This is a genomic window from Caenispirillum salinarum AK4, from assembly GCF_000315795.1.
Classification (GTDB): Bacteria; Pseudomonadota; Alphaproteobacteria; order Rhodospirillales; family Rhodospirillaceae; genus Caenispirillum; species Caenispirillum salinarum.
Window position 1 is genome coordinate 249,869 of record NZ_ANHY01000006.1, and the last position, 24,085, is coordinate 273,953.

The 24,085-nt window shown below is 65.8% G+C and carries 26 protein-coding genes and 1 tRNA gene; 12 read left to right on the top strand and 15 right to left on the bottom strand.

Annotation, left to right across the window (positions count from 1 at the left end; genetic code table 11):
- Positions 1 to 12: 12 nt before the first annotated feature.
- From C882_RS07570 to C882_RS07620, 11 genes are all read right to left on the bottom strand, one after another.
- Positions 13 to 804, bottom strand: coding sequence for an MBL fold metallo-hydrolase (locus tag C882_RS07570; protein ID WP_009539990.1), 792 nt, complete (start codon positions 802 to 804; stop codon positions 13 to 15).
- Entirely contained in the window at positions 801 to 1,595 is a 795-nt protein-coding gene (locus C882_RS07575) for a TatD family hydrolase (RefSeq protein ID WP_009539991.1), read from the bottom strand. Before C882_RS07575 ends, C882_RS07570 begins: the two co-directional genes overlap by 4 nt.
- Positions 1,595 to 3,193 (bottom strand): methionine--tRNA ligase, encoded by a 1,599-nt coding sequence (gene metG / locus C882_RS07580; protein WP_268870307.1) that lies wholly within the window; start codon positions 3,191 to 3,193, stop codon positions 1,595 to 1,597. Before metG ends, C882_RS07575 begins: the two co-directional genes overlap by 1 nt.
- Positions 3,190 to 4,344, bottom strand: a complete 1,155-nt coding sequence (locus tag C882_RS07585; protein WP_009539993.1) for a DNA polymerase III subunit delta' — start codon at positions 4,342 to 4,344, stop codon at positions 3,190 to 3,192. The genes metG and C882_RS07585 overlap by 4 nt, the downstream gene beginning before the upstream one ends.
- The gene (gene tmk / locus C882_RS07590) at positions 4,341 to 5,045 is read right to left on the bottom strand and encodes a dTMP kinase (RefSeq protein ID WP_009539994.1); all 705 of its coding nucleotides are present in this window, start codon (positions 5,043 to 5,045) and stop codon (positions 4,341 to 4,343) included. Before tmk ends, C882_RS07585 begins: the two co-directional genes overlap by 4 nt.
- 18 nt (positions 5,046 to 5,063) lie before the next feature.
- On the bottom strand, positions 5,064 to 6,290 hold the full coding sequence (locus C882_RS07595; RefSeq protein ID WP_009539995.1) for a D-alanyl-D-alanine carboxypeptidase family protein: 1,227 nt from the start codon (positions 6,288 to 6,290) through the stop codon (positions 5,064 to 5,066).
- A 115-nt stretch (positions 6,291 to 6,405) separates the two neighbouring features.
- On the bottom strand, positions 6,406 to 7,524 hold the full coding sequence (locus tag C882_RS07600) for a septal ring lytic transglycosylase RlpA family protein (protein WP_009539996.1): 1,119 nt from the start codon (positions 7,522 to 7,524) through the stop codon (positions 6,406 to 6,408).
- Positions 7,525 to 7,612: 88 nt separating this feature from the next.
- Entirely contained in the window at positions 7,613 to 8,974 is a 1,362-nt protein-coding gene (locus tag C882_RS07605; RefSeq protein WP_009539997.1) for a lytic murein transglycosylase, read from the bottom strand.
- 69 nt (positions 8,975 to 9,043) lie between these two features.
- Positions 9,044 to 9,829: a YdcF family protein gene (locus tag C882_RS07610; RefSeq protein WP_009539998.1), complete on the bottom strand. Its 786-nt coding sequence runs from the start codon at positions 9,827 to 9,829 to the stop codon at positions 9,044 to 9,046.
- Between the two features lie 166 nt (positions 9,830 to 9,995).
- A complete protein-coding gene (locus tag C882_RS07615) occupies positions 9,996 to 11,297 on the bottom strand; it encodes a site-specific integrase (protein WP_043644118.1) in 1,302 nt (433 codons plus the stop codon).
- A gap of 23 nt (positions 11,298 to 11,320) precedes the next feature.
- On the bottom strand, positions 11,321 to 11,971 hold the full coding sequence (locus C882_RS07620; protein ID WP_043644120.1) for a hypothetical protein: 651 nt from the start codon (positions 11,969 to 11,971) through the stop codon (positions 11,321 to 11,323).
- Positions 11,972 to 12,101: 130 nt separating this feature from the next.
- Here C882_RS07620 and C882_RS25795 point away from each other — a divergent pair, with 130 nt between their 5' ends.
- Positions 12,102 to 12,311, top strand: coding sequence for a helix-turn-helix domain-containing protein (locus C882_RS25795; protein WP_043644123.1), 210 nt, complete (start codon positions 12,102 to 12,104; stop codon positions 12,309 to 12,311).
- A gap of 194 nt (positions 12,312 to 12,505) precedes the next feature.
- On the top strand, positions 12,506 to 14,161 hold the full coding sequence (locus tag C882_RS07630; protein WP_009540000.1) for an AAA family ATPase: 1,656 nt from the start codon (positions 12,506 to 12,508) through the stop codon (positions 14,159 to 14,161).
- Between the two features lie 577 nt (positions 14,162 to 14,738).
- On the opposite strand, the gene C882_RS07635 is transcribed toward C882_RS07630, so the two are convergent.
- Positions 14,739 to 15,344: a recombinase family protein gene (locus tag C882_RS07635; RefSeq protein WP_009540001.1), complete on the bottom strand. Its 606-nt coding sequence runs from the start codon at positions 15,342 to 15,344 to the stop codon at positions 14,739 to 14,741.
- A gap of 297 nt (positions 15,345 to 15,641) precedes the next feature.
- On the opposite strand from C882_RS07635, the gene C882_RS23045 reads away from it, so the two are divergent.
- Together C882_RS23045 and C882_RS07645 are read left to right on the top strand one after the other, a co-directional pair.
- Positions 15,642 to 16,061: a terminase small subunit gene (locus tag C882_RS23045; RefSeq protein WP_052000034.1), complete on the top strand. Its 420-nt coding sequence runs from the start codon at positions 15,642 to 15,644 to the stop codon at positions 16,059 to 16,061.
- The gene (locus C882_RS07645) at positions 16,058 to 16,327 is read left to right on the top strand and encodes a hypothetical protein (RefSeq protein ID WP_009540003.1); all 270 of its coding nucleotides are present in this window, start codon (positions 16,058 to 16,060) and stop codon (positions 16,325 to 16,327) included. Before C882_RS23045 ends, C882_RS07645 begins: the two co-directional genes overlap by 4 nt.
- Positions 16,328 to 16,522: 195 nt before the next feature.
- On the opposite strand, the gene C882_RS07650 is transcribed toward C882_RS07645, so the two are convergent.
- Positions 16,523 to 16,969: a hypothetical protein gene (locus C882_RS07650; protein ID WP_043644127.1), complete on the bottom strand. Its 447-nt coding sequence runs from the start codon at positions 16,967 to 16,969 to the stop codon at positions 16,523 to 16,525.
- Between the two features lie 463 nt (positions 16,970 to 17,432).
- Between C882_RS07650 and C882_RS07655 the strand changes: the two genes are divergently transcribed.
- The 6 genes from C882_RS07655 to C882_RS07675 all read left to right on the top strand — a co-directional run bounded on the left by C882_RS07655 (position 17,433) and on the right by C882_RS07675 (position 20,478).
- Positions 17,433 to 17,696 (top strand): hypothetical protein, encoded by a 264-nt coding sequence (locus C882_RS07655; protein ID WP_043644129.1) that lies wholly within the window; start codon positions 17,433 to 17,435, stop codon positions 17,694 to 17,696.
- Between the two features lie 73 nt (positions 17,697 to 17,769).
- Positions 17,770 to 18,435 carry a thermonuclease family protein gene (locus tag C882_RS07660; protein ID WP_043644132.1) on the top strand — a complete coding sequence of 222 codons (666 nt, stop codon included), beginning with the start codon at positions 17,770 to 17,772 and terminating at the stop codon, positions 18,433 to 18,435.
- Positions 18,436 to 18,462: 27 nt separating this feature from the next.
- Positions 18,463 to 18,669: a hypothetical protein gene (locus C882_RS25420; RefSeq protein ID WP_236262542.1), complete on the top strand. Its 207-nt coding sequence runs from the start codon at positions 18,463 to 18,465 to the stop codon at positions 18,667 to 18,669.
- A 194-nt stretch (positions 18,670 to 18,863) separates the two neighbouring features.
- Positions 18,864 to 18,954, top strand: a tRNA-Ser gene (locus tag C882_RS07665).
- 380 nt (positions 18,955 to 19,334) lie between these two features.
- Positions 19,335 to 19,850: a sigma-70 family RNA polymerase sigma factor gene (locus C882_RS07670; RefSeq protein WP_009540004.1), complete on the top strand. Its 516-nt coding sequence runs from the start codon at positions 19,335 to 19,337 to the stop codon at positions 19,848 to 19,850.
- Positions 19,851 to 20,088: 238 nt separating this feature from the next.
- On the top strand, positions 20,089 to 20,478 hold the full coding sequence (locus tag C882_RS07675; protein ID WP_009540005.1) for a response regulator: 390 nt from the start codon (positions 20,089 to 20,091) through the stop codon (positions 20,476 to 20,478).
- Positions 20,479 to 20,488: 10 nt separating this feature from the next.
- Here C882_RS07675 and C882_RS07680 read toward each other — a convergent pair whose 3' ends face one another.
- Positions 20,489 to 21,199 (bottom strand): hypothetical protein, encoded by a 711-nt coding sequence (locus C882_RS07680; protein ID WP_152415239.1) that lies wholly within the window; start codon positions 21,197 to 21,199, stop codon positions 20,489 to 20,491.
- Between the two features lie 259 nt (positions 21,200 to 21,458).
- Here C882_RS07680 and C882_RS07685 point away from each other — a divergent pair, with 259 nt between their 5' ends.
- The gene (locus C882_RS07685; protein ID WP_009540007.1) at positions 21,459 to 22,784 is read left to right on the top strand and encodes a diguanylate cyclase domain-containing protein; all 1,326 of its coding nucleotides are present in this window, start codon (positions 21,459 to 21,461) and stop codon (positions 22,782 to 22,784) included.
- A 67-nt stretch (positions 22,785 to 22,851) separates the two neighbouring features.
- Complete coding sequence (locus tag C882_RS07690) at positions 22,852 to 23,502, top strand: DsbA family oxidoreductase (protein WP_009540008.1); 651 nt, start codon at positions 22,852 to 22,854, stop codon at positions 23,500 to 23,502.
- Positions 23,503 to 23,632: 130 nt separating this feature from the next.
- On the opposite strand, the gene C882_RS07695 is transcribed toward C882_RS07690, so the two are convergent.
- The gene (locus C882_RS07695; RefSeq protein ID WP_009540009.1) at positions 23,633 to 24,055 is read right to left on the bottom strand and encodes a hypothetical protein; all 423 of its coding nucleotides are present in this window, start codon (positions 24,053 to 24,055) and stop codon (positions 23,633 to 23,635) included.
- Between the last annotated feature and the right edge of the window lie 30 nt (positions 24,056 to 24,085).

Sequence of the window (24,085 nt, forward strand, 5' to 3'; positions counted from 1 at the left end):
AATTTGCCGCCCTCAGGCGACCTCCAGCACCATGCCGTCGTAACCGGGTTCCAGGCCTTCGGGCAGGGTGCGGCGCAGCGTGCCGTAGTCCAGGCTGGGCCCCATGTGCGTGAGCACCGTGCGCTCCGGCCGGACCCGCTGGTGCCAGCCGATCACCTTGTCGACGTGGGCGTGGGTGCTGTGCGGCGTGTTCGTCAGACAGCCGACCACCCAGGTCGTCACACCGTCGAGCACGGCAAAGGCGGCCTCGTCCAGGTCCAGGACGTCGGTGGAGTAGGCAAAGTTGCCGATGCGGAACCCCCACGACGTGGCCCAGCCGTGATCCTGGGCAAAGGCCCTCACCGCCACCCCGACGGCCGTGAAACGTGGCTGGATGAGGTTGGGAACCAGCCAGGGGCGGAAGATCGGTTGTGTCGCCAGATCAATGCCTTCAAAGCAATAGCTGAAGCGCTGCTGCAGGTCGTGAAGAGTCGGCTCATCGCCCCAGATGGGAAGCGGCCCACGGATGAGCCGGTTGACCTCGCGCAACTCGTCGATGCCATGGATGTGGTCGGCGTGGGCGTGGGTGTAGAGGACGCCGTCCAGCCCCGGCACGCCCACGGCCAGCAATTGCTCCCGCACGTCCGGGCCGCTGTCTACTAGTAGACGACGGCCGGATTGCTCCACCAGGATGGAGGCCCGGAGGCGCCGGTTGCGGGGCTCGTCCGGATCGCAGTCGCCCCAGCCGGCAGAGAGCATGGGAACGCCGCCGGCGGGGCCGGTGCCGAGAAGGGTGACTTTGATCGGCGCGCCCTGCCCCGTCACGCGGCGATGGCCTCGGGATTCGGCGCCTTGGAGAACAGGCGGAAGAAGTTGGCGGTGGTGGTTTCCTCCACCTCTTTCATGGACACGCCCTTGACCTCGGCCAGAACCTTGGCGGTGTGCGCAACGAACGACGGCTCGTTCCGTTTGCCGCGCTTGGGGACCGGGGACAGGTACGGCGCATCCGTTTCCACGAGCAGGCGGTCCAGCGGCACGCGGGCGGCGATCTCGCGCAGCTCGCCCGACTTCTTGAAGGTCAGGATGCCCGACAGGCTGATGTACAGGCCGAGTTCGACAGCCTTTTCAGCCAGTTCCGGGCCGGAACTGAAGCAGTGGATCAAGCCGGGGAAGGCGCCCTTTCCGACCTCCTCCTCCAGGATCGCGCTCGTCTCGTCGTCAGCATTGCGGGTATGAATGACGATGGGAAGCTGCATGTCCCGCGCCGCCTGGATGTGGCTGCGAAAGCTGCGCTTCTGCTCCTCGCGCGGGCTGTGATCGTAGAAGAAATCCAGCCCCGTCTCGCCGAAGCCCACCACCTTGGGGTGCCTGGCCTTCTCCAGCAGCGTCGCGGCGTCCGTCTCGGGCTCATTGCCGGCTTCGTGCGGATGGATGCCGACCGTGCAGGTCATCTGCTCGTGCGCCTCGGCCAGCGCCAGCACCTTTCCGAACTTCGTGATGTGCGTGCAGATGGTCAGCATATGACCGACACCGGCCTCGCGGGCGCGCGCAAGCACGCCCTCGAAGTCTTCGGCGAAGTCGGGAAAATCCAGGTGACAATGGCTGTCGACGAGCATCAGCCCTTGGTCTCCTCGTTGGTCTCGGGCTCCACATAGCGCGGGAAGACGCCCTGCGGCTTGGGGATCGGCGTTCCGGCCGTCAGCGCCCCACCCTCGCCCAGCGCGGCGAAGGTGCGCGCGTCATCGGGAATGGACAACTGGTCGAGCATCTTGGCCGCGCTCTCGGGCACCACGGGCTGCATGAGGATGGCGACGTTGCGGACCGCCTCCATCAGCACGTACAGGACCGTCGCCATGCGGGCGGGGTCGCTCTTGCGCAGCACCCACGGCGCCTGGCGATCCACATAGGCGTTGGCGGCGCGCACGACAACCCAGATGGTTTCCAGCGCCTCGTGAAAGGCTTGGCGGTCCATCAGCGGGCGCACCTTGCCGAGCAGGCCGTAGGCCGCGTCCAGCAGCTCTCGGTCCTCGGGCGTGAAGGCGCCGACCTCGGGCACCTCGCCCTTGCAGTTCTTGGCGGTCATGGACAGCACGCGCTGGGACAGGTTGCCCAGGTCGTTGGCAAGTTCGCCGTTCATGCGACCGACCATGGCGCGATGACTGAAGTCGCCGTCGTTGCCGAACGGCACCTCGCGCATCAGGAAATAGCGCACCTGGTCCAGGCCGTAGGTCTCGATCAGCTCCAGCGGGTCGATGACGTTGCCGACGCTTTTCGAGATCTTCTTGCCCTCGTTGGTCCACCAGCCGTGGGCGAAGACGCGCTTGGGCGGCGTGATGCCGGCGGCCATCAGGAAGGCCGGCCAGAACACGGCATGGAAGCGCAGAATGTCCTTGCCCACCATGTGCAGGTCGGCCGGCCAGAACTTGTCGAACTCGCCGCCTTCCTCGGGCCAGCCGACGGCGGTGATGTAGTTGGTCAGCGCGTCCAGCCACACGTACATGATGTGCGCGTCGTCGCCCGGCACCGGCACGCCCCATTTGAAGGTAGTGCGCGAGATGGACAGGTCCTGCAATCCTCCGCGGACGAAGCTCATCACCTCGTTGCGGCGGCTTTCGGGGGCGATAAAGTCCGGGTTGTCCTGGTAGAACTGCATCAGCTTGTCGCCCCAGGCCGACAGGCGGAAGAAGTAGCTGGGCTCCTCCACCCACTCCACCGGTGCGCCGGTCGGGGCCATCTTCTGGCCGTCGGGGCCGTCGACCAGTTCGTCCTCGGCATAGAAGGCCTCGTCGCGGACGGCGTACCAGCCCTTGTAGGCGTCGAGGTAGATCATGTCCTTCTCGACAAGACGCTTCCAGAGGGCCTGGCAGGCGGCCTTGTGGCGGTCTTCCGTCGTGCGGATGAAGTCGTCGTTGGAAAAGTTCATGGCCGTCGCCAGGTCGCGGAAGTTCTGCGACACCTGGTCGGTGAAGGTCTGCGGGTCGATGCCCTTGGCCGCGGCGGACTTTTCCACCTTCTGCCCGTGTTCGTCCGTGCCCGTCAGGAACTTGACGTCAAAGCCGTCCAGCCGTTTGAACCGCGCCAGCACGTCGCAGGCCAGCGTCGTGTAGGCGTGGCCGATGTGCGGCTTGTCGTTCACGTAATAGATGGGCGTGGTGATGTAATAGGGCGTCGTCTGCCCGCTCATCGCGAGGGCCTCCGGGAAAGGGGAACTCAGGCGCGCACCAGTCGCTCGACCGCGAGGAACGCGCTGATCAGCGCCTGTTTCTTGTCAAGGTGAACCGCCTGGGTGCGGTCGAAAAGGTGGCTGATCTTTTCCCACACCTGCACCCATTGTTCAAGGGCGCCCGCGGCGGCCAACCGCTGGGTCAGAGCGGCCTCGCCGGGCACCACTTCGGGCTCCACAACGCCCGAGCCCTTGGCGCGGATGACCCGGCCCAGCCACCAGGTGAACAGGTCGGCGGCGATGCGGAAACCGTGGTCGCCCTTCGACAGCTTTTCCGCCAGCGCGTGCAGCCCTGCGACGTCCAGCCGCGGCAGCCCCTGGAGCAGCTTGATAAGGTCGCGGTAGAGGTCCAGGCCGCCCTGTTCCTCCAGCTCCAGTGCGCGGCCGACACTGCCCTCGCCCATGGCCGCGAGCGCCGCGCGGTCGGCGTCCGACAGCTGCGGCTTGTGGCGGGCGAGCAGGGTTTGCACCGTCCCGGCCTCCAGCGGCCGCAGCGGCAGGCGGCGGCAGCGGGACCGGATGGTGGGCAGCAGGCGCGCGGGGTTGTGGGTGACCAGAAGCAGAAGCGCCCGGCGCGGCGGCTCCTCCAGCACCTTCAGCACGGCGTTGGCGGCGGAAACGTTCATGTCCTCCGCCCCGTCGATGAGCACGATGCGCCAGCCGCCCTCCGCTGAGGTCATGGAGAGGAACGACCCCACCCCGCGCACGCTCTCGACGTTGATGACGGTCTGTAGCTTCTTGGTCTTTTCCTGCACCTCGCGCTTGACCACGCGCAGGTCGCCGTGACCGCCGGCCGAAACCCGGCGCACCACCGGATGATCCTCCGGCAGGTCGAGCGATGCGGGGGCGGCTGATTCCGGCGCCGGCAAGGCGTCGCCGAACAGTCCCGGCCCGGCATCCTCCGCGGCCCCGCCCTGCCCCGCGTCCACGTTGCCCTGGGCCAGAACGAAGCGGGCGATGCGGTAGGCGAGCGTCGCCTTGCCGATTCCGCGCTGGCCGGAAATCAGCCAGGCATGGTGCATGCGGCCGGAGTTCCAGGCGTCCAACACCTCGCGCTCCGCCGCCTCGTGACCGAGCAGGTCGAGAGTCCGGAACGGCGCGTATGGATCGTCCAGAAGGGCGTCGTCGGCCGCGGCCATCATTCGGCCTCCCGTTTCGGCTCCGGCAGCGGCAGGCGGCCGGCGACCACCGCCAGAACGGCGGCATGGACCGCCTCGACATCCTCCGCGGCAGAAACGAGAGCGCAGCGCTCCGGCTCCCGTTCCGCGATGGTGTGGAAGCCCGCGCGCATACGCGCGTGGAAGCCGTCGTCCATGCGCTCGTAGCGGTCCTCGCCGGCATCGCCGGGCGCCTCGGCACGGCGGCCGGCGCGGGCGAGCCCCTCCTCCACCGGCAGGTCCAGGATCAGCGTCAGGTCGGGCCGGAAACGGTTCAGCACGAGCGTGTCCAGCCGGCGGATGCTCTCGCGCCCCATGCGGTGGCCGTAGCCCTGGTAGGCCATGGTGCTGTCGGCGAAACGGTCGCAGATCACCCAGCGTCCGGCCTTGAGCGCCGGGGCGATGACGCGGCGGACATGGTCGCGGCGGGCGGCGTAGTGCAACAAGGCCTCGGTCATGGGGTCCCAGCGGCCCGGCTCGCCGGTGACCAGCAGGGCACGGATGTCCTCGGCCCCCTGCGAACCGCCGGGCTCGCGCGTCTGCACGACGTCCAGCCCGCGCGCCCGCAGGGCGTCAGCCAGCAGGCGCGCCTGGGTCGACTTGCCCGCACCCTCGCCGCCTTCAAGCGTGATGAAGCGTCCCCGGGGCCGAAGCCCCGCCGTCGTCGCCGTCTTGCCGTCCGTCACCGTCGCGCCCGCCCGGCCCTATTGCTCGGCCGGCTGCGGCGCGGCGGCGTCCATGGCCTGGCGCGCGGCCCCGAAGACCAGGTGCTTGGCGGCGGCGCCCATGCGACCGACGAAGCCCAGCTTGGGCACGTCCTCGCCGGCGATAAGCGGCACGGTCTGGCGCTCCATTTCCGGTCCCTCGACCACCAGGGTCGCAAGCTGCTGGCCCTTCTGGATCGGCGCCGGGATGGGGCCGTCGTAGACCACGCTGACGCGGAACTCGTCGCTGGGCTGGCGCGGGATGGTCAGGTGCAGGTCCCGGTCGATGACGAGCGGCACCGTGTCCGCCTCGCCCAGCCAGACCTCGGCGCTTTCCACCACCTCGCCCTTGTCGAACAGGTCGCGGTTCTCGAAGGTGCGGAAGCCCCAATCCAGCAGCTGCTGGGTTTCCTGCGCACGCTCCTTGGTGCTGTCCAGGCCGTTGACCACCAGAATCAACCGACGCTCCGCCCGCTTGGCCGAGGCGGTCAGGCCATAGCCCGCAACCTCCGTATGGCCCGTCTTCAGCCCGTCGGCATCGATGGGCATGTAGAGCAGCGGATTGCGGTTGTGCTGGGTGATGCCGTTGTAGGTGTACTCGGTCTTGGAGTAGATGTCGTAGTACTCGGGAAAGTCCAGGATGATGCGTTTGGCCAGCGTCGCCAGATCGCGTGCGGTCATGTAATGATCCGGGGCCGGCAGGCCCGTTGCGTTGGTGAAGTTCGAACCGGTCAAGCCGATCTTTTCGGCCTCGCGGTTCATCAGTTGGGCGAAAGCCGCTTCGCTCCCGGAAACATTCTCGGCGACAACAATGCAGGCATCGTTGCCCGACTGGATGATGATGCCGTGCAGCAGCTCCTCCAGCGTCACCTGGCTGTTGGGCTCGAGGAACATGGTCGAGCCGCCGGACGCCGCGCCACCCTTGCGCCAGGCGTTCTCCGAGACGCTGAAAATGTCGTCCATCTTCAGCTTGCCCTGCTTGAGCATGTCGAAGACTACATACGTAGTCATCAGCTTGCTCATGGACGACGGCGGCATCTGAACGTCGGCATCCTTGGCGAACATAACCGTTTCGGTATCGAAATCCATCAGCAGCGCCTCGCGCGCCTTGGTTTCAATGGCCAAGGCCGTGCCGCCGGCCGCCGTGGCCGCGAAAGCCGCCACCACCGAAGCCGCGAGGCCCCGTCGCAGGACCTTGAAGAAGTCACCCGTCGTCGTGCGCGTCATCGATCGATCGTACCTTGATTGCATCCGTGGAGCCCTGCGGCCGTCTCTTACCGGCGAACCGGGGCATTCTCGTGGCGATCCGGCGCTCCCCCCGGCACGCCCGGACGCGGTGTGGTCAGTCGGTCACCACCATGGCATTTCCGAACCCGGCCGATACCATGCGGTCGAGCAGGCTGCGGGCCGCAGCGTCGGACAGCGGGCCGAGCCGCACGCGATACATGGTCCCGCCGCCGGTGTCCACCGGCGTTACGTGGGTCTGCCCGAAATCCCGAAGGTCCGCTTCCAAGGCCCGGGCATTGGCGATGCTGGAGAAGGCGCCGGCCTGGACATAGGTGTCCCCGCCTGCCGCCGCCACGGGTTGTGAACCGGTGGCCGGAGCCGGAGCCCGCACCGTGGACGGAGCCGGCGCGATGACCCGCTCTCTCTGGGGCTCCGACGTTGCGATACGCGATGCGGGTTCGTCTCCGGGGGGCGGCAGAAGACGGGTGGCGACCGTAGCGGCCCCGGCACCCGGAAGCGGCGCCGATACGGTGGCGGAGGCGCCGGCCGACGGGCTGGCGGAGATGCTGGCCGCGCCTCCGTCCCCGCCGGGAATGGGTGCGCGCACCGTCACCCGGGGCTCCGGCGGGGGAACGGGCGCGGCCGGCGCGGGCGCCGACGCCGTCACGATGCGCCCTTCGCCGCCGCCGTTCAGCAGCGCGTCGCGCATGGCCATGCTTTCCTCCGCCAGGATTTCGACCCGCACGCGCGTCGTTCCCTGCCCCTCGAACCCCAGAAGCTGGGCGCCGCGGCGCGACACGTCGATAATCCGTTCCTTGGCGAAGGGGCCGCGGTCGTTGACCCGCAGGACGAGCGCCCGGCCGTTCTCAAGGTTCGTGACACGCACCACAGACGGCATCGGCAGCGTCCGGTGCGCCGCCGTCAGGTCATTCATGTCGTAGACCTCGCCATTGGCGGTGGCCTTGCCATGGAAGTTGGGGCCGTACCACGAGGCGATGCCCTCTTCCACGTAGGAATAGTCTTCCTTGGGGTGATACCAGCGCCCGGCGATCTGGTAGGGCTGCCCCACCTTGTAACGGCCGCTGCCGGTGGAGATGTCGGCCGTGCCGCCGACCCGCTTGGCCGTGTGGACGGCAAGTTGCGTCTCGGCGCAGGCGGCCAGTGTCAAACCGGCGACGGTGAGAACGCCGGCCCGGCGCACAAGCCGTTGGAACGAAACGCGATCACCCATCATGTGGTGGCCCTGCTTTCCTGCCTTCCCCAGATGTGGCGAGAGTACCCCGTCCGGCCGTCTGCCGCAACCGATGCGGCACGCGGCGGCGCTAGTTGGCCGGCACTTCCGCCGCGCGGCGGCTGGCCGCTGTCTCCAGCGCGGCCAGCGCCTCGGCCGAGGGGTATCCGTCGGGCGGCAGGCCGGCGGCCGTCTGGAAGGCCCGCAGCGCCGCACGGGTGCGCGAGCCCACCACGCCGTCGGCCTCGCCTGCGGGGAAGCCGGCGTCGTTCAGCAGGGTCTGCATGCGCATGACCTCGGCGCGGCTGAGGGGGCGGTCGTCGGGCGGCGCCGCCTTGGCGATGGGCGGCAGGCCGACCAGCCGGTCGGCCAGGTGCCCCACGGCGATGGCGTAGAGGGTGGAGCGGTTCCAGTCCAGAATGGTGTCGAAGTTCTCGTAGATCAGGAACGCCGGCCCGCGCGCCCCGCCCGGCAGGATCAAGGCCGCGTTCATGCCGTCGACCACGGGCAGAGGCCGACCGTCGGCTCGCGTCAGTCCCATAGCCGCCCATTCGGCCAGCGGCTTGCGGACCTCGCCGTCCGCCAGCGCGTAGTCGAAACCGTCCGGCAGGCGGACCTCGCGGCCCCAGGTCTCGTTGGGGTTCCAGCCGGCGTTGGTCAAATAGTTGGCGGCAGAGGCGAAGGCGTCCGGCAGGCTGCCCCAGATATCGATGCGGCCGTCACCGGTCGCGTCCGTGGCGTGGGCGGCGAAGGTGGTGGGCATGAACTGCATGTGCCCCATGGCTCCGGCCCACGAGCCAATCATGCGGTCGGCCGGAATGTGCCCGGCGTCGATGATTTCCAGCGCCGTCAGCAGCTCGCGGCGGAAGAAGTCGCTACGGCGCGTGTCCCATGCCAGCGTCGCCAGCGCCTCAAGCACCGGGAAGCCGCCGAACGTGGCGCCGTAGTTGGTCTCCAGCCCCCAGAAGGCCACGATGAACCGCGCCGGAACGCCGTAGCGCGCCTCAACCTCCCGCAGCAGGTCCGCATGGCGGCGCAGGCGCTCGCGGCCCTGCTCGATACGGCGGTCGTTGACGAGGCGGCCGACGTAGCCGAAGAAGGTTTGGGTGAATTCGGGCTGGCTGCGGTCCAGTTCCAGGACACGAGGCAGGGGCTCGACCCCGCTTAGCGCCGCCAGCGTGTCCTCGCCGATGCCGCGCTCGCGGGCTTCGGACCTCAGGTCATCTAGCCACGCCGCAAAGGCCTTTTGCTCGGCCGGCCCGACCTGCTCGGGCTCAGCCACGGTCGGCGCCTGCGACGCCGCCGGCGCCGGCGCGGCTGTCTGCGGCCCCGGCTTCGCCTCGGGCGTGGGCGTGGCGGCGCAGGCCGCCGTGGCGGCAGTGAGGGCCGCGACGCACACGGCGGTGGTCAGGGCATTGGCTTTGGCAGGGGCGGACAGGCGGCGGCGCGGCATGGCGATGGTTTCCCGAAAAGCAGTCGCATCGGCGGTTGTGCCATACCCTTACGCCCGGCGGCAAGGTCCTCAGGGACCCGGAAAAATCTCGTCCGTTCGACCCATGGCACGGTAGGCGAGAAGCCCCACCCATTCATGCACGGCCATGGTGAGGTCGCTCAGCCCGCTCATCAGCCCCGAGTTCCAGCCGCCGGCGGGATGGGTGCGATAGTCCACCGGGTAGGGTACTACCCGCCACCCCGCCGCCTCGAAGACGCCGACGCTGCGGGGCATGTGCCAAGCCGACGTCACAAGCAGCCAGCCCTCGTGCCGCGCGGCCTCGGGCAGCATGGCGGCCAGCAGGTCGGGGCTTTCCGAAGTGGTGCGGGCATCGGACTCGATCACGAGGCGTCCGGGCGCGATGCCGGACTCGGAAAACAGGATGCGGGCGAACGGTCCCTCCTTCAGAGCCTGGTTCGACAAGCTTCCGCTACCACCTGAAAATGCTATCGTTTTTTCAGGGTGAGCGTGCGCGAGGCGGAGGGCCTCGGTGTAGCGCTCCGCCGTGCTGTTCAGCGCAATGCCCGGCCGGTTGAGCGACATGCCCAGGCTCACGGACCCGCCGAGCACGATGATTCCCGGCGCGGCGGCAACCTGCGCCTCCAACGGCGGCGGAAAGCGCTCGTCCAGGGGGCGCAGCAGCCAACTCGGCACGGGCGTGAACGCGACCACGGCCACGGCAACCGCCAGCCCGCGCACCACCCACCGCGTGCGCCGTCCCATCCGCCCGAACAGCGCGACAAGGATGATGACGGCGAGCAGGATGTTGGCGGGCTGCAGGACGATCCAGCCCAGTTTGGAGAGGATGAAGCTCATGGCGCGGAGGATTGCGCAGGTGGAGCAGGCTTGCAAGGCGGATGTGAGAGACGATAAAGTCCGCGCCCGCGCCATTTTTTCCGGCGCGATGCGGACGGATGGGTGGCCGAGCGGTTTAAGGCACCGGTCTTGAAAACCGTTATTCCGGTTCCCTCGCCTCTTTTTGCTACCCGAATTTATCCTTGTTCACCCTGAAGTCCGCTATATTTCGGATAGCAGTCTTCCCGACGGCAGATTTCCGCCGCTTCCTTTGAGTATCAAACCGAGTATCACCGGCGCGGTCCAAAGCTTCCCGCAGCGGGCCATCGGCAACCTCAGCCGTGGCCCGATCCATGGTCTCCAGAAGGTGCCCGTAAATGTCGGCCGTGACGCTGACGGAGGCGTGCCCGGCGCGCTCTGAGACGTGCTTCAGCGGAACACCCGCCATAAGCAGCGAAGAGATATGGCTGTGCCGCAGGCCGTGAAGGGTCACGTTTAGCCCGGCGTCTTTGGCGATCTGGCGGAAGGAGCCTGACATGGCATTCAGGCTCATAGGCGCTCCGGTGAAGTGGCAGCAGAAAGCTAGGCCGTCCGGTTGCCGCGCGCCGGTCTGCATCATCTCTTCTTTCTGACGAGCCTTGTAGGCTTTCAGCGCGTCCACCACGACGGCCGGAATGTAGACGGTGCGGCGGCCCTTCGCGGTCTTGGGCTCCTTCAGCCGGTATTCGGTGGCCTTCTGCCCTTTTTCCTCCAGCTTGCTTCCCGGCTTCGGGTCCACCTTCACGGCTTCCCATGCGAGATTTACCGTGAGCCGTCCAGCGTCAAGGTCAATGTCTCGCCACCGCAGCGCCAGAACTTCGCCGCGCCGAAGGCCGGTGGACAGCGCCACAAGGACCGGCTCATAGTATTTGTGCCCGCGGAGTGCGCCTAGCAGTCGGGCGGCATCTTCAGGGCCTTGCAGGATGCGAGCTTCCTTGCGAGGCACCCGCGGCGGCCGGATAGCCGATGCGGGGTTGTAGGTGATAAGCCTTTCCTTCTTTACGGCCGCATCGAGCGCGGTGAACAAGCAGCGGTGGACGTGCTTCACCGATTGCGGAGACAGCGGCCCGCCGTGCTTCGCGCCGTACTCCAAGAGGGCGGCGTAGGCGGCTTCAATGTCCGACGGCGTGAGCTTTACGAGCGACAGGCGCCCAAGGTGCGGTTTGATACGCTCCTCCACAATGTACTCATACCCTTGCAAGGTGCGGGTTGAGACGTGGAGCGCGTGAGCCCTAAGCCAGCGGTCCAGATAGGCGCCGACCGTGAGACGGCTTCCGGCCTCAGGCGCCCGGCCTTCGTCCACTTCGACAAGGAACCGTGAAAGCTCCCGCTGCGCTTCCTTCCGAGTGGCAGCGCCAACTGTCTTCGTCTTGAAGCGCGTGCGCCCGGTGCGCGGGTCGATACCGGCGGCCACCTTGAGCCACCACCGGCCGGGCGTGCGCTCCTTCATGTATCCTTGCGGGCGTCCTCTGCTCATTTCTTTGCCCTCCGGGCTCTAATGGCGGACGTTTTACAGGATGGGGAGCAGTACATGGCGCGCGGGTCCTTCAGGCGGAACGGCGTCCGGCACCAGTGGCATTTCCTCAGCTTCCACTTTTCGTTTACGGCGTTCGTGAGTTGGAGCCACATCTTTCCGGCGGTACACACGCTGAAGGGCTCCGCCCGCAATGAGAGGCGGTCGAAATCGGAGACAAGGTTCGCCTCCATGCGATCCCGCAGGCGATCGCTTACGATCCCGTGAAGCATTGAGTGGGCGCCGAGGGCCTCGACAGTCCATCCCGCCTTCGGAAAAAGCTCCAGCGCCAAAACCCCCGCATCGACAACCTCATCCTCAAGCGCGTCGAACAAGTCAGGGAACATGCCGAGGATGTCTTCATCTTCGCGGGCTGGAATCCCCGTGGTGCCCTCTATGAACTGCCAGAGGAAGACCGCCTTTCGGAAAGCCTCCCGTTCGGATTGCCAAGCGCTGACGGGCTCTTCTACGCCGCAGTCCAAGGTGCCGTAAAGATTGGCAAAGCCTTGGAAGCTCTTGCGCGTGGGCTCCAGGCACATGAACCGGAGAAACAAATTTTCCGGCAGTTCGGCCCGCTTTCCGCTGCCTTCCAAATAGATGATTTCGGCCACTTTGCACTCCCCTCTCCAGTCTCTTCAGTATCGATATACCCCGGCAGTCATTGACATGCAACGGATTTCGGGTAGCATTGGCTGTCCGATAAAACGGATATATCGGTGACATTCGTGGAGTTTTGACGTCATGCCACAGCACGCAAGCGCGCCCGCGCCGCTTTGTTGGACGGTCAAGGAAGCGGCCGTGGCCCTCGGAATGCCTGAGAAGGGGATTTACGCCGCGGTGAAGCGCGGAAACCTCCCGTGCGTCCGGATCGGCGGCCGGGTGCTTCTGCCGAAGGCGAAGATTGAAGCCCTGGTCAACGGGACGACGGACGGCGCGGCGCCCACTGAGTAGGCCCGCCGAACGCGGCACAAGAGGAAGGAGACGAGGCGATGAACACCCACCGGCACAACCGCGGGCGCCTTTGGCGTCCAGTTCATCAACCCGACCGCCGCATCAACTGGAGGCGTCCGGCCACTGGACTTGCACCGGCCCTCCAATGATGCGGGCGCCGTGAGGCGCTACGGTCGAAGTAATGGAAAGCACTTATGACGGAACAGTATACCGAAATTCCTGAAAAACCGGAAGATCGGGGGCCGGTAATGATCCCCCCAGGTATGGAAGTCCGCGGGGTCTTGAAGGCCGTCTACTACAGAGGGGAACCTCTCGAGGATTATCCGGAATTTATAAAGGGGGTTGATCCGCGCGCGTTGAGCAACATTGAGCTGTTTTTTGATCGTGTTTTTCCACCCCCCGTTGTGAGCCTTCTTCTCGTAAAGTACGCCATGGGCGGCGAGGGCATATGCTTGGGCTTTGCCTTCGTTGTACAACCCGGAGAACCCAACATTGATGAGACTATTGCGTCGTTCTTCTCGCGATTCCGGCTGAAGTTTGGCGACTTAGAACTCCGAACTCCAAATAGAATCGAGGGTCTTTGGGATCCGGATTTGAAGTTTTCTCTACCTGGCGAGCGCGTTCTCGGTGAGATCGTTATTACCACAGAACACATGCGCCAGTTCACTTGGGTGGACGCTGGTTGGCCTGCCCTGGCGAATTGGTCATTTGACGCGTTAGAGGAGGGCCGACAGGCGCAGGCGTTCGCAGACGCTACGGTGACGACTGGCGATTTCGCCAAGTGGGAGCGGTTCATGCGCCTGTCGGGCGGCGATCCCGAGGTGTTCGCCGCGCTCTGTGAAGGCCGGAAGAAGAACGATCAGCCGGTGAATTTCCTTGTCGAAGGGCTCATTCCGCGGCGCTACGTCACCTTGCTTGTCGGGTCCAGGAAGACGGGCAAAAGCACGGTGGCAACGGAGCTTGCCGCGGTGGCGGGGTCCGGCGGGGGCGAGTGGTGCGGTTTCACGGTCCCGGAGGAAGCGTGCAAAGGGCTTTCGCTTCTTCTGTCCGGTGAGGACGGCCACGACATTCTGTATGAGCGGTTGGAGGCAATGGACCCGGAACAGCGGGCGGACCAACTGCAAACGATCCCGGTGGACGGGCGGCCGATTGAGGACATTCTAGCCGACTATGAGAACGCCCCGGTGAGCCTGCTTGTCGTGGACCCGGCGCGGAAGTACCTCCAGGGCGACGAAGACAGTTCTGATAGCGTGGACCGGCTGTTTTCGACGCTGGAGAGCTTCGCGCAACGCAAGGGTTGCGCCGTCGTGCTGGTCCACCACCCGAAGAAGGGCGCGCCTATCACGTCGCTTGCCCAGGTCGCGGAGGCGGCCCGAGGCTCCGCCGTGTTCCTGGACCGGCCGCGCGTGACCCTCGGCATGGTCCGCAGCGGCGCCGAAACTGTGCTTGGCATTCCCGCCCCGAGCGGTACGCCCCTCCACAATCTGCCCGCCCGCAAAATGTTCCAGGGGCAGCGGCGGCTTGTCCGGTGCGATGAGACGTTCAAGCACCGGCCGATCGACCAAGCGGCCAAGCGTACCGGCTCCGCGCCGGAGGACGCCGCTTTGGAGGCGGTGAGCCGCGCAGCGGCCCGCTTGGCAGCCGAAGGGGTCAAGGTGACGCGCACCGGCCAAGCAGGGCTTTACGAACTCCGCCCCGGTGAAATTGCGGGGCTGTCCCGCGCCAAGGTCCGGGCGGCCATTGACTACATGCTATCGGACGGGCGCCTTGTAACGGGTGAAGACGGCGGGATCGTTCCGGCCAAATGCGAAGGAAACGGGCCCTCCGTATTGGAAGCCATGTTAAGCTAGCTTTCGAGAATGGTCCAAATCGGCAATAGGATGTTTCCGACTATTTGTTTGATTTGGGCCATTTCCGCCGTTGCCAAGCGTGGCCGTGGCAATGGCGGCAACGCGGCAACGGTCGGCAACGGATGGTCACGAGGACGCTAACCCCTTGATTTTCCTGGATTTTCCGTTGCCGCCACGGCTGGCGGAGGGGTGCTCCAAGTCATTGATTTTGCTGCATTTTCCGTTGCCAGCCACCTATAGAGACCGGAGCTTTATGGCTCCGGGTCTCTAGATAGCTTGGCCCGCAGTGACCGGCCACCGGAGCGGGTCCAAGTTTGGAAGCGAGAGGGAGAAACCCACCATGATCCGCAAACCCACCTGGAAGCCCTTTGTTGAAGTCCGCCCCGGAGAAACCGCAGTCTCGGCGGTGGCGCGTCACCGGAAGGAACATAACCACCGCGGCGCGTGCATCGTCATGTTTCCTCGAACAGCGGGCCGTCCGTAGCGCCGGATAGGCGTTGCGCGGGAAGGAGCAAACGGCGACGGGCCAAGGCAGGGGCGACCCCACCTTGGCCCGTTTCGCGTCGGAGGGCGCTTTCTAGGCCGCCTGAGCGGCTTTCAGGTCCTTCGCCACCCGTTGCGCCACGGAGACCCCTACCCCGGCCTCACGGGCCGCTTTACGAATACCGCACCCGGCTTTCAGCAGGTCGCGTACCTTCGCCTCGCGCACATCGCCAACGCCCGGCCGTCCAAGCCGCTTGCCTTGTGCCTTGGCGCGCTCCAGGCCCGAGGCGACACGCTCCCGGATGATCCCGCGCTCAAACTCCGCGAAGACTCCGCACATCTGAAACATGGCGCGCCCGGCCGGTGTGGTCGTATCGAGCGCCTGTTGATGCAGGAACAGATCGCAGCCGAACGCCTGAAGCTCATTCAGCAGCCCCACAAGGTCTTGCAGGGAGCGCCCGAGGCGGTCCACGGACCAAGCGGCCACCATATCGACTTCACGCCGCGCCACGGCCTCCGAGAGCGCCTTAAGCCCCGGCCGGGCGTCCTGCCCCTTGGCGCCGGAAATGCCTTCGTCCCGAAGCTCCAGGGCGACGGTATGCCCTGCCCGCTCCGCCCACTGGCGAAGCTCACGCACCTGGTTTTCAACCGTCTGGCCGGACGTGCTTACTCGGGCGTAGATCGCAACGCGCTTGCTCATGGTCGGCACCCTCCAACGGAAATTCCCTATGGCCCTGATGGTACGGCATGGGTGTACGGTTAACAACTGTTTTCCGTACACCCTCTAGCAGCCGATCCCGGTCAAGGGTTTCCGCGGCTTTCGAGCGGCGCCCGGTGGAGGGGTTTTCCGTACAGTCTCCCCGAGCCCCGATTTGCCCCTCTTCTCTCATAAGGCGGATTTACGATGGCGCACCCTCTTGGGGCGCAATCGTTCCGGCTTTGTGCTACAATCCCGGGAAGGTGATGATTTGTTGGGGTGCAGGACATGCCCGCTCCTATGACGGATAAACAACAACGGTTCGCTGTTGAATATGCCAGCAACGGCGGTAACGCCACCGCAGCGGCCAAAGCCGCCGGATACTCTGAGGCGTCGGCCCATGAGATCGGGCGCCAGCTACTTGAGAAGCCGCACGTCCATGATGCGATCCTGCGCCACCTGATGCGGGCGCGCTTCCGCTCCGGCGCGGTGGGGATCAACGCGCTCATGCAACTGGCCCAGGACGACAAGGCCCCGGCCAATGCGCGCGTGTCCGCCGCACGAGCCTTGTGCGAACACGCCGGGCTGTTGGGCACCGCGAAGGATATGGAAGATGCGCGCGAGCGGGCCAAAGAGGACGATCGGCCGACGGTCGATCCGCGCGAAGTCCTCCGGGTGCTCCGCGGTGGCCGCGACGACAAGGCGGAGGGCGTGGCATGAGCGAACCGCGGCTAATCACCGACCTGACCCGCCGCGAGTTGGAGCGCAAATGCGAGCGCATGACCGGCCTCAAGGTTCCGGCGGAGGGCTCCCCTCGCACCGCTTGGCACGAGTGGGTCACGGCCGGTCTGTACGTCGGTGCGCTTCGCCACTTCAAGGACGATGCAAAGGCGCGGCAGTGGGCCGCGGAGTCGCTTCGGACCTTCCTTGACGAAGACCTGGCACCCTATGCGGACGAACTGGAGGCGGGCGCCTCCGTCGCTTAACCCACCGCGCGCCCCTGCCCGAATGCGACACGGGGGGGGGCGCGAGACAGTCCGCGATATCTGAAAAAGTTGGCCGGACTCATTGGGCAGGCCAAAGCGGGTCCGGCAGAAGGTAGCGGCCCATCCTCTGAGGGAGATCGAGGGGCGGGGCAGGCCGCTCACCCTATCTGCTACTAACACTTAATCGGGAAAAGCCTATAGAACCCGTGGGCGGCTCAAACCGCGCAGGGTGGCGCGGATGACGCAGCAAGCCCCTTCTACGGCGGAGTGATGGGCTTCCGCGGTGGCGCACTCCGATCCGGCGAAGGCGTCCGCCTCACGTTCCGCCGCTTCGGCCGCAAGGCGCACCGCCCGCACCGCATACGGCGCTCCAGCCTGAAGCGCCTTCAAGGCGTCTCGCAGTGCCTCCCGCGATGGAGTGGGCAGCCAATCTCCGACCGTCCCGCGGTAAAGGCGCCCCAGCTTCTCTAATGCCTCCCGCGCGCCGTCCGGCTCCGCGGCGTCCGTGATAGCGGCCCACTGGCAAACGCTGCCGTGGATGGCCCCGGAGTTAGCGGCGCGTTGGGCAAGCGCGTTTTCAAAGGCGCGATCAAGCTCCGAGAGCTTCCGGCGGGCCTCGGCATAGGCGATTGACTGGCGCATGAATTACCTCCTTCGATCCATGTATACGCCAAACGATGCGAAGCGCGCGGCGTGTCGGTCAAGGAGATAATTTGTCGAAAGTTTCAGACGGTGGAGGCGTGGAATATCAAAGGCTTCCGGGCCACTGTTGAACCCGCCCGGCGGGGCGTCGGGCCGCTCAACAGAGTGCCCGCAGGTTCCGACAAGCCGTTTCGTCCGATCCGCCGATGCGGCGCTGGGGCCGATCCGACCCCCCGGTAGGGGGCGGACGTGTTGCGCGCGAGAGCCCTCCAGGGCGCCCGAGAAAATTTGCGCTGGAATTTCAGAACTCGGGCGGCGTTAGGGCCATGCGGCGATGAACCCCGCGATGACCAGCGCGACGCAAAGCACGTCGAAGAGGAATTTTAGGATTGTGAGCACTGCGCCCCCTCCTTCTGATGGTCCCATTTCCACCGCTACACGGGAAATGTGGGGGAGGCAATAGTTGCGCGCCGACTCCACGCCTGTCCGCGTAGTGTTCTTGACCTGTTCTCAAGTCCGGTGCATCTTCGCGGGCATGACGTTTGACCGCCCGACCCCGGACCTGAGACGCGACCTGGCGATTGCGCTCAAGCTCGCAATGAGCCCTGGCGACCGCAAGGCCCTTGGCATTGACCGGCGCATTGACGCGGACGAACGTGCGCGCGCCCTGGCGCATCGGCTTGTTGATGAGCTTGTGCGGGCCGGGTGGCGGTTCAGCCATGATTAGCGGAAAAGGTATATCTACCTCCTAAGCCGCGGTCTGTTACCCTGGCGCAACCACTGCCAAGGGAAACAGGCACATGCGCTCAATCGCTTTCGCAATCGCCTTCGTCGGCGCGGCGGTACTCTCTGCCCCGGCATATGCCGAAGTGACCGGCCGCGCCTCGGTCATTGACGGCGATACACTCGAAATCAGGGGCACCCGCATCCGCCTCCATGGCATCGATGCACCGGAAAGCGGCCAGACGTGCCGATCCGGCGGCCGGGCCTATCGGTGCGGCCAGCACTCCGCGAACCAACTGGATAAGGCCCTGGAAGGGCGCACCGTCCGATGTGAGGGCAACGAGACAGACCGTTATGGGCGCCTCATCGGTGAGTGCTTCGTCGAGGGCGCGAACATCAATGCGTGGATGGTCCGCTACGGGCTTGCGATGGCTTACCGGAAGTACAGCCGCGACTACGTTGGGGACGAACAGGCCGCTAAGGCGGAGGGGCGCGGCATATGGGCAACCGACTTCGTGGCCCCGTGGGACTGGCGGCGCGGGAAGCGTCTAGCCGAAGCGCAAGGCGGCAGCGCTCCAGAAGCCCGGTCCCGTAGCCGCGGTGGCGCTCAGGGTGGCGACAAGGACTGCGGCGACTTCCGGACGCATGCTGAGGCGCAAGCCTTCTTCCGATCAGCCGGGCCGGGCGACCCGCACCGGCTGGACCGCGATGGCGACGGGCGGGCGTGCGAGAGCTTGCCCTAATGGCGTTTCGATTAAAGGGGGCACAAGATGCTGGAATTAGGTTTCACAATCGCAATAGCGGTCGCGGCCGGTATTCTAATTGCTCACATCGTTAAAAAATATCCCCGTCACAGTTATATCGTGATGTTACTGGCGCTGGATATCACTATTACAGGGGCAATATTTTTTGGCGCCTATCTGTACTGGGATGAAATATTGTTGGTAGGCGGGAGATTTGTGGCCTCCCCCCTCTGACTAGAAGCAACCTAACGCCAAGCCGCAGCACTAAAGACCCCCCGGCACCCGGACCACCCAGGTTGGGCAAACAAAGAAGGCCGTTTAGAGGATTGACGCCCTCACTCGGCCCCCATTCGCATTTGAGTATCAACCGAGTATCACAGGGCCATTGACGCCACCCACCCCGCCCGAATATGTAGGGAAATCAAGCGGGATGGGTGGCCGAGCGGTTTAAGGCACCGGTCTTGAAAACCGGCGTGGGGTTCCGCCCCACCGTGGGTTCGAATCCCACCCCATCCGCCACCTTCCCCCCCCTTTTGCCCCAACGTATCCGGATTTCCCGAAGCAAAGGGATTTTTTGCGGTTCCTTCTTCCGTGAAAGACTTCCACGTCTGCAGTTTTATGCCGTTTTTACGGCCCTGAGCGGCCCCTCTTCGCCTGTCCGCAGCCGCCAGGCGACATCAGGAGACGCCGTTTTTCTTTTAAAATCAGTACGTTGCGAGATTTCCCGTCGCCAGAGCGCGCGGTCGGGGCGCGGCGCGGGCCATGGACACGAGACTTTTATGTCCTCGGCCTCTTACTCACATGGCGTCTTTACGCGCTCTTTGGGCAGGGTGAACCCATGACGCAAAGGCGAGCCGCCAACCCGGCTCCCACCGCACAAAAACAAGGAGCGCACCGGCATGACCAATACCGATATGGCGAATGTCGATCCCGGCAAGCAGATCGAGGCCCAGATTCCCGACCTCAAGCGCTATGCCCGCTCCCTCGCCCGCAGCGAGGCCGACGCCAATGACCTCGTCCAGGACTGCGTGGAGCGCGCGCTTCTGAAATGGCACCTCTACAAGCCCGGCACCAACCTGCGGAGCTGGCTGTTCACCATGATGCGCAACGTCTTCATCAGCCAGAAGCGCCGCGAAGCGGTCTCTCAGCGCTACATGAGCCAGGCCGTCCACGACGAAAGCACCATCGCCCGCCCCAGCCAGATGCACAGTGTGTACCTGAAGGAAACGGTGCAGGCGATGGAAGAGTTGTCGGAGCAGGAACGCTCCGCCGTCCAGATGCTGGGCATCGATGAGCTGTCGCATCAGGCCGCTGCCGAGCTGAATAGCCTGCCGGTGGGCACCATGAAGTCGCGTCTGTCGCGCGGTCGCGCCAACCTGCGCACCGTGCTGCAGATGTCCGACGGCGACCTGTAAAGGCCGCCGCCCTCCTCCTCCTGTTCGACCCGAGGAGGTCCTCCCTGTCCCTTGCCACCAGGACCCGTGCGGTCCTGGTGGTATTTTTTCGCCTGCTACGGGTTGCGCCGCTTACAGCGCCCCGGCATCCTATCAGCCAATTGGTCGCGACGCGGCAGCACGGAACCAATGGGACCTCTGCGTGGTTTTCCATCCGTGCCGGTGTCCCGGCTCAAGGGGTTGGAGAGGATTGCAAGCGATGGCATTGGCCGTGACCGCCGAAGGTACAGCCCGGGCGAAGGGTCCGCGCGTGCTGGTGGCCGAGGACATCTGGTTGACCGCACAGGAACTTGAGTCGACGCTGACCGACATCGGCGCGGTCGTGATCGGTCCGGCGTCCAACCTTCTCGATGCGAAACGGCTGGTTGCGACCGAAGCCGTCGACTGCGCCGTTCTCGACATAGACCTTGAAGGTCGCGCCGCCTATCCTGTTGCTGCCGAGCTAGAGCGCCGTTCGGTTCCCATCATTTTCGTCACCGGTTACGAGCGCCCTCACCTGCCGCCATCCTTGCGGCGGTATCCGCTGTTGCGGAAGCCCTTCCCGCCCGAGCGCCTGCAGGACCTGATCCGAAAATCCTGCCCGGCCTGAGGTACCCAGGCTAGCGGTTGCCGGTTTTCCGTTCCGGCGCCGCCTCGCGCGTCGCGTCGTCCGGCGCTCCGCTGCCGATCAGGCTGCGGCGCTGTCGCTCCAGCAGTCCGACCAGGTCGGGATGGCGCGCACAGCACATCACCAGCAAATCCAGAAGCTGCGGCTTGGTCACTGCGTTGAACGGGCGAATGAAGCGCGTGATGGCCTCGTCCAGCTCCGACGCCGGGTGTGGCGGCGCCAGAACCTCACCGGCGCGCCGAACAGCGGATGCCGTACTCAGGCCGAAAGTGCGCGCGACCTTGTCCAGCTTGATCCGCGCCGCCTCAGCCTCGCCGGCATGCCCGCGCTCGGCCAAGGCGTTGATCTTCAGAACGTATTCCGCATCTTCGCGCGTCATGGTCTCGACGGATCGTTTCGGCTTGTTATTGATGAAGTCCCGAAGAGATCCGTGATGGTCTAGCATGCTAGACCCGTCCTGCCATTCCCGCGCGACGCGCATGTAGACGGCGGCGGTGGAATAGCTGAAGTCGCAGTTCTGACGCACCCAGTCCTTGAAGGGGATGTCGCGGTCGGCGTCCGCCTTGGCGGCCAGAAGGGCGTCACCGGCGCGTCGGGCGTCCACGAGCATACCGCGCGCGTGCCGTCGCACCTCACGGTGGGCATCGTTGATTTCCGTGGCCAGACGGGCCAACGGACGTTGAACCAACGGCGTAGCGCTCATGCCATGTCCCCCGCGTTGCCGGCGGCCGCGTGCTCGGTGAGCTGCTGATACGGCACAGTAACGAATGGCCGGCGACTGGTCTTTCCCCAAAGATCCGTTGAAAGGATACACGTTTTGGTACTGAGACGAAAGCGGCTATGCGCGCGAGCGTCGTTCCCGCTTTCCGCCCCTATCCACAGGATCGCCGGAGGGCTATTCTGGGACCGTCGCGGCGTGCTGCCGCGCCTCTTTCAGGGCTCACGTGCCGGGGGGACACGGGATGATTCACGTTGCCAACTGTCTTTTCATTGCACCCGATGACCCGGCGTCATGCGCGCTGTGGCAGGCCCTGAACGCCGAGGGCCACGCCGGCGAGCACCTGACGCAGCCGGACGCGGCCGTGGCACATGCCGCCGCGGCGCGCCCGGACGTCATCGTCATCGCCGAGGACCCGCCCGGACGTCCGGCGCTGGAGGTGGTTGCGGCGCTCAAGGACCGGCCGGAGACGCGGGACGTGCCGGTCTGCCTTCTTCTGCACGCGTGGGATCCCGCGCGGCTGACGGACCTGCTGGACGCCGGCGTGGATGACGCGGTGGCGCCGCCCATAGACGGCGCCGTTCTCGCCGCGCGCCTGCGGCCGCTGGTGCGCATGTCCACCATGCGCGCGGCCCTGTCCCTGCGGATTGCGGCCGCCAATCGGTTCGGGATCGAGGCCTCGGACCGGGTTTCGGTGGCGGACGAGCGGCCGCAGGTGCTGGTGGCCGGTTCAGAGGACGACGTACAGCGACTGCGGTCGGCCGTAGGAAACAGCGTCGAGATCACGGCGACCGACAGCTTGTTTGAAGCCGAAAGCTTGATGAACCGCCGCATCTTCGATTGTTTCGTGATGGCGGCGACGGGGTCGGCGGACGCCGCGCTTGATCTGTGCATCCAGATCCGCCGCAATCCGCGCCTGTTCAACCTACCCGTCGTGCTGATGATCGACGAGGCGCCGGACGTCGGGCCGCGCGCCCATGCCATGGGAGCGAGCCAGGTGCTGTCGCGCGTGCCGGACGCCGAGGAACTGCGTTGGGCAGTCTCCACGCTGGTGCGCCGCCAGCAGAGTCGATGGGCCATCCGCCGGGCGCTGGATCGCACGCGCGTCCCCGCCCTGCTGTCGGAGGACCTGCCCGACCTGTACACGCGTGACATGCTGTGCGCCGGACTGGCCGACCACCTGATCCAGGCGCGCCACAGCGGCAAGGCGCTGTCGGTCATTCGGTTCGCCTTCGGCGGCGTCAACCGGATTGCGTCGGAATTCGGCAATGAGGCGGGCCATCACCTGCGGCGGCAGCTCGGCCAGTGGATCACCAGCCTCATTCGCGCCGAAGACCTGGCCGCGCACATGGGCGACGCGCGCTTCGCCGTGGTCCTGCCCGACACGCCGCTGGACGAGGCGCAGGTTGTTATGCACAGAATTGCCGGTGTGATCGGCTACACGGACTTCGCCGTTCAGGACGTTTACGAGGTGGTCAAGGTCTGGCCCCGCGTGGGCGGTGCAGAGGCGCGGCCCGAAGACACTGCCGACAGCCTGCTGGACCGGGCCGAAGCACAGATGGAGGATTGACGGGCCGCCGCCCTTCCGGGCGTCCGGTGGCAGGCCCGGAAGCGAACGGCACGCCCCGCGAGAACGCATGCACATCACCATCGTGTTCGACACCGTCTGCCCCTGGTGCTTCATCGGGAAGCGCAGGATGGAACGTGCCCTGCGGGCCCGTCCGGAGGTGCGCGCGACCTTCTCGTGGCAGCCGTTCCTGCTGAACCCGGAACTGCCGCCGGAGGGCACGGACCGGTCGTTGTACCTGGAGCGAAAATTCGGCGGCCGCCAGCGCGTCGACCGCATGTACGAGGCGCTGACCACCGCCGGTCACCACGAAGGCATCCTTTTCGCCTTCGACAGAATCCGCCGCACGCCCAACGCACTGAACAGTCATCGCCTAGTGCAGTGGGCGCCGTCCCATCTGCGGACCGATCTGGTGGATGCCCTGTTTGTCTCCTACTTCAGCGACGGCATGGACATCGGCGAACCGGCCGTCCTTGCCGGCATCGCGGCCGAATGCGGTCTGGAGTACCGCGCGGCCCTGCACTACCTGCGGTCTGAGGCCGGCGTGAACGGTGTCTACAATGCCAACGCGCGCAGCCATCGCATGGGAATCAATGGCGTTCCCTGCTTCCTGTTCAACCAGGCGTACAGCCTGGCCGGTGCCCAGGAGGTGGAGGTGCTGGTGCGCATGGTCGATTTGGCCGCGGAAACGCAGGTCATCGATCCGGTCAGCCAAGCCTGACAGACGGCTACTATTGTAGCTCAGGAATTTGCGGCAAGCCCCTGTAAATTCTGGAAAATCTTTCGTGCCGTGCGCTCGAAAAACCTCCCCGGTTTCACGCTTTCACGTCAGGCTGCCGTCTACTAGTAGACTATCGGTCAGCCGACCCTGGGCGCAGGCGCCGGGCAATCCAGGCGCGTGTCCGCGCCTCGATGAGCACCATCCGGTCGGCGGCGTCTTCCATGTCGGCAGCGGAGGCCCTGTTGCGGCGGGCGCGATCGCACACCAGCCCAAGCGCGCGCCAGTCGTCATCGCGTTTCAGGATGCTCCGGCGCCGCATCCCCGAAACCACGGCCTCCGGCAACTCCACGAGGCCGGTGTCCCGATCCAGTTCCAGGACAGCTGGAAACATCTCGGCTGTCATAGCGTCGTGCAGGGCCGCCAGTGCCCGGCCCACTTGCGCGTGGGATGTTTCGTCGCCGAGCCACTCCGCCTGGTCGAGCGCCGCCCCCAGCAACCGGGTCATGTCCTGTGTGCGCCGGATGAGGCCGGCGGCGGGACTGGCGGACAGCATAAGAGTTTCCTCCCTATCCTCTGGAAGGAA

Coding starts and splice junctions, on each gene's coding strand:
- C882_RS07575 (WP_009539991.1), bottom strand. CDS start 1,595: ATGCTCGTCGACAGCCATTGTCACCTGGATTTTCCCGACTTCGCCGAA.
- C882_RS07585 (WP_009539993.1), bottom strand. CDS start 4,344: ATGATGGCCGCGGCCGACGACGCCCTTCTGGACGATCCATACGCGCCG.
- C882_RS07595 (WP_009539995.1), bottom strand. CDS start 6,290: ATGACGCGCACGACGACGGGTGACTTCTTCAAGGTCCTGCGACGGGGC.
- C882_RS07600 (WP_009539996.1), bottom strand. CDS start 7,524: ATGATGGGTGATCGCGTTTCGTTCCAACGGCTTGTGCGCCGGGCCGGC.
- C882_RS07605 (WP_009539997.1), bottom strand. CDS start 8,974: ATGCCGCGCCGCCGCCTGTCCGCCCCTGCCAAAGCCAATGCCCTGACC.
- C882_RS07610 (WP_009539998.1), bottom strand. CDS start 9,829: ATGAGCTTCATCCTCTCCAAACTGGGCTGGATCGTCCTGCAGCCCGCC.
- C882_RS07615 (WP_043644118.1), bottom strand. CDS start 11,297: ATGAAGGAGCGCACGCCCGGCCGGTGGTGGCTCAAGGTGGCCGCCGGT.
- C882_RS25795 (WP_043644123.1), top strand. CDS start 12,102: ATGCCACAGCACGCAAGCGCGCCCGCGCCGCTTTGTTGGACGGTCAAG.
- C882_RS07630 (WP_009540000.1), top strand. CDS start 12,506: ATGACGGAACAGTATACCGAAATTCCTGAAAAACCGGAAGATCGGGGG.
- C882_RS07635 (WP_009540001.1), bottom strand. CDS start 15,344: ATGAGCAAGCGCGTTGCGATCTACGCCCGAGTAAGCACGTCCGGCCAG.
- C882_RS23045 (WP_052000034.1), top strand. CDS start 15,642: ATGACGGATAAACAACAACGGTTCGCTGTTGAATATGCCAGCAACGGC.
- C882_RS07645 (WP_009540003.1), top strand. CDS start 16,058: ATGAGCGAACCGCGGCTAATCACCGACCTGACCCGCCGCGAGTTGGAG.
- C882_RS07650 (WP_043644127.1), bottom strand. CDS start 16,969: ATGCGCCAGTCAATCGCCTATGCCGAGGCCCGCCGGAAGCTCTCGGAG.
- C882_RS07660 (WP_043644132.1), top strand. CDS start 17,770: ATGCGCTCAATCGCTTTCGCAATCGCCTTCGTCGGCGCGGCGGTACTC.
- C882_RS25420 (WP_236262542.1), top strand. CDS start 18,463: ATGCTGGAATTAGGTTTCACAATCGCAATAGCGGTCGCGGCCGGTATT.
- C882_RS07670 (WP_009540004.1), top strand. CDS start 19,335: ATGACCAATACCGATATGGCGAATGTCGATCCCGGCAAGCAGATCGAG.
- C882_RS07675 (WP_009540005.1), top strand. CDS start 20,089: ATGGCATTGGCCGTGACCGCCGAAGGTACAGCCCGGGCGAAGGGTCCG.
- C882_RS07680 (WP_152415239.1), bottom strand. CDS start 21,199: ATGAGCGCTACGCCGTTGGTTCAACGTCCGTTGGCCCGTCTGGCCACG.
- C882_RS07685 (WP_009540007.1), top strand. CDS start 21,459: ATGATTCACGTTGCCAACTGTCTTTTCATTGCACCCGATGACCCGGCG.
- C882_RS07690 (WP_009540008.1), top strand. CDS start 22,852: ATGCACATCACCATCGTGTTCGACACCGTCTGCCCCTGGTGCTTCATC.
- C882_RS07695 (WP_009540009.1), bottom strand. CDS start 24,055: ATGCTGTCCGCCAGTCCCGCCGCCGGCCTCATCCGGCGCACACAGGAC.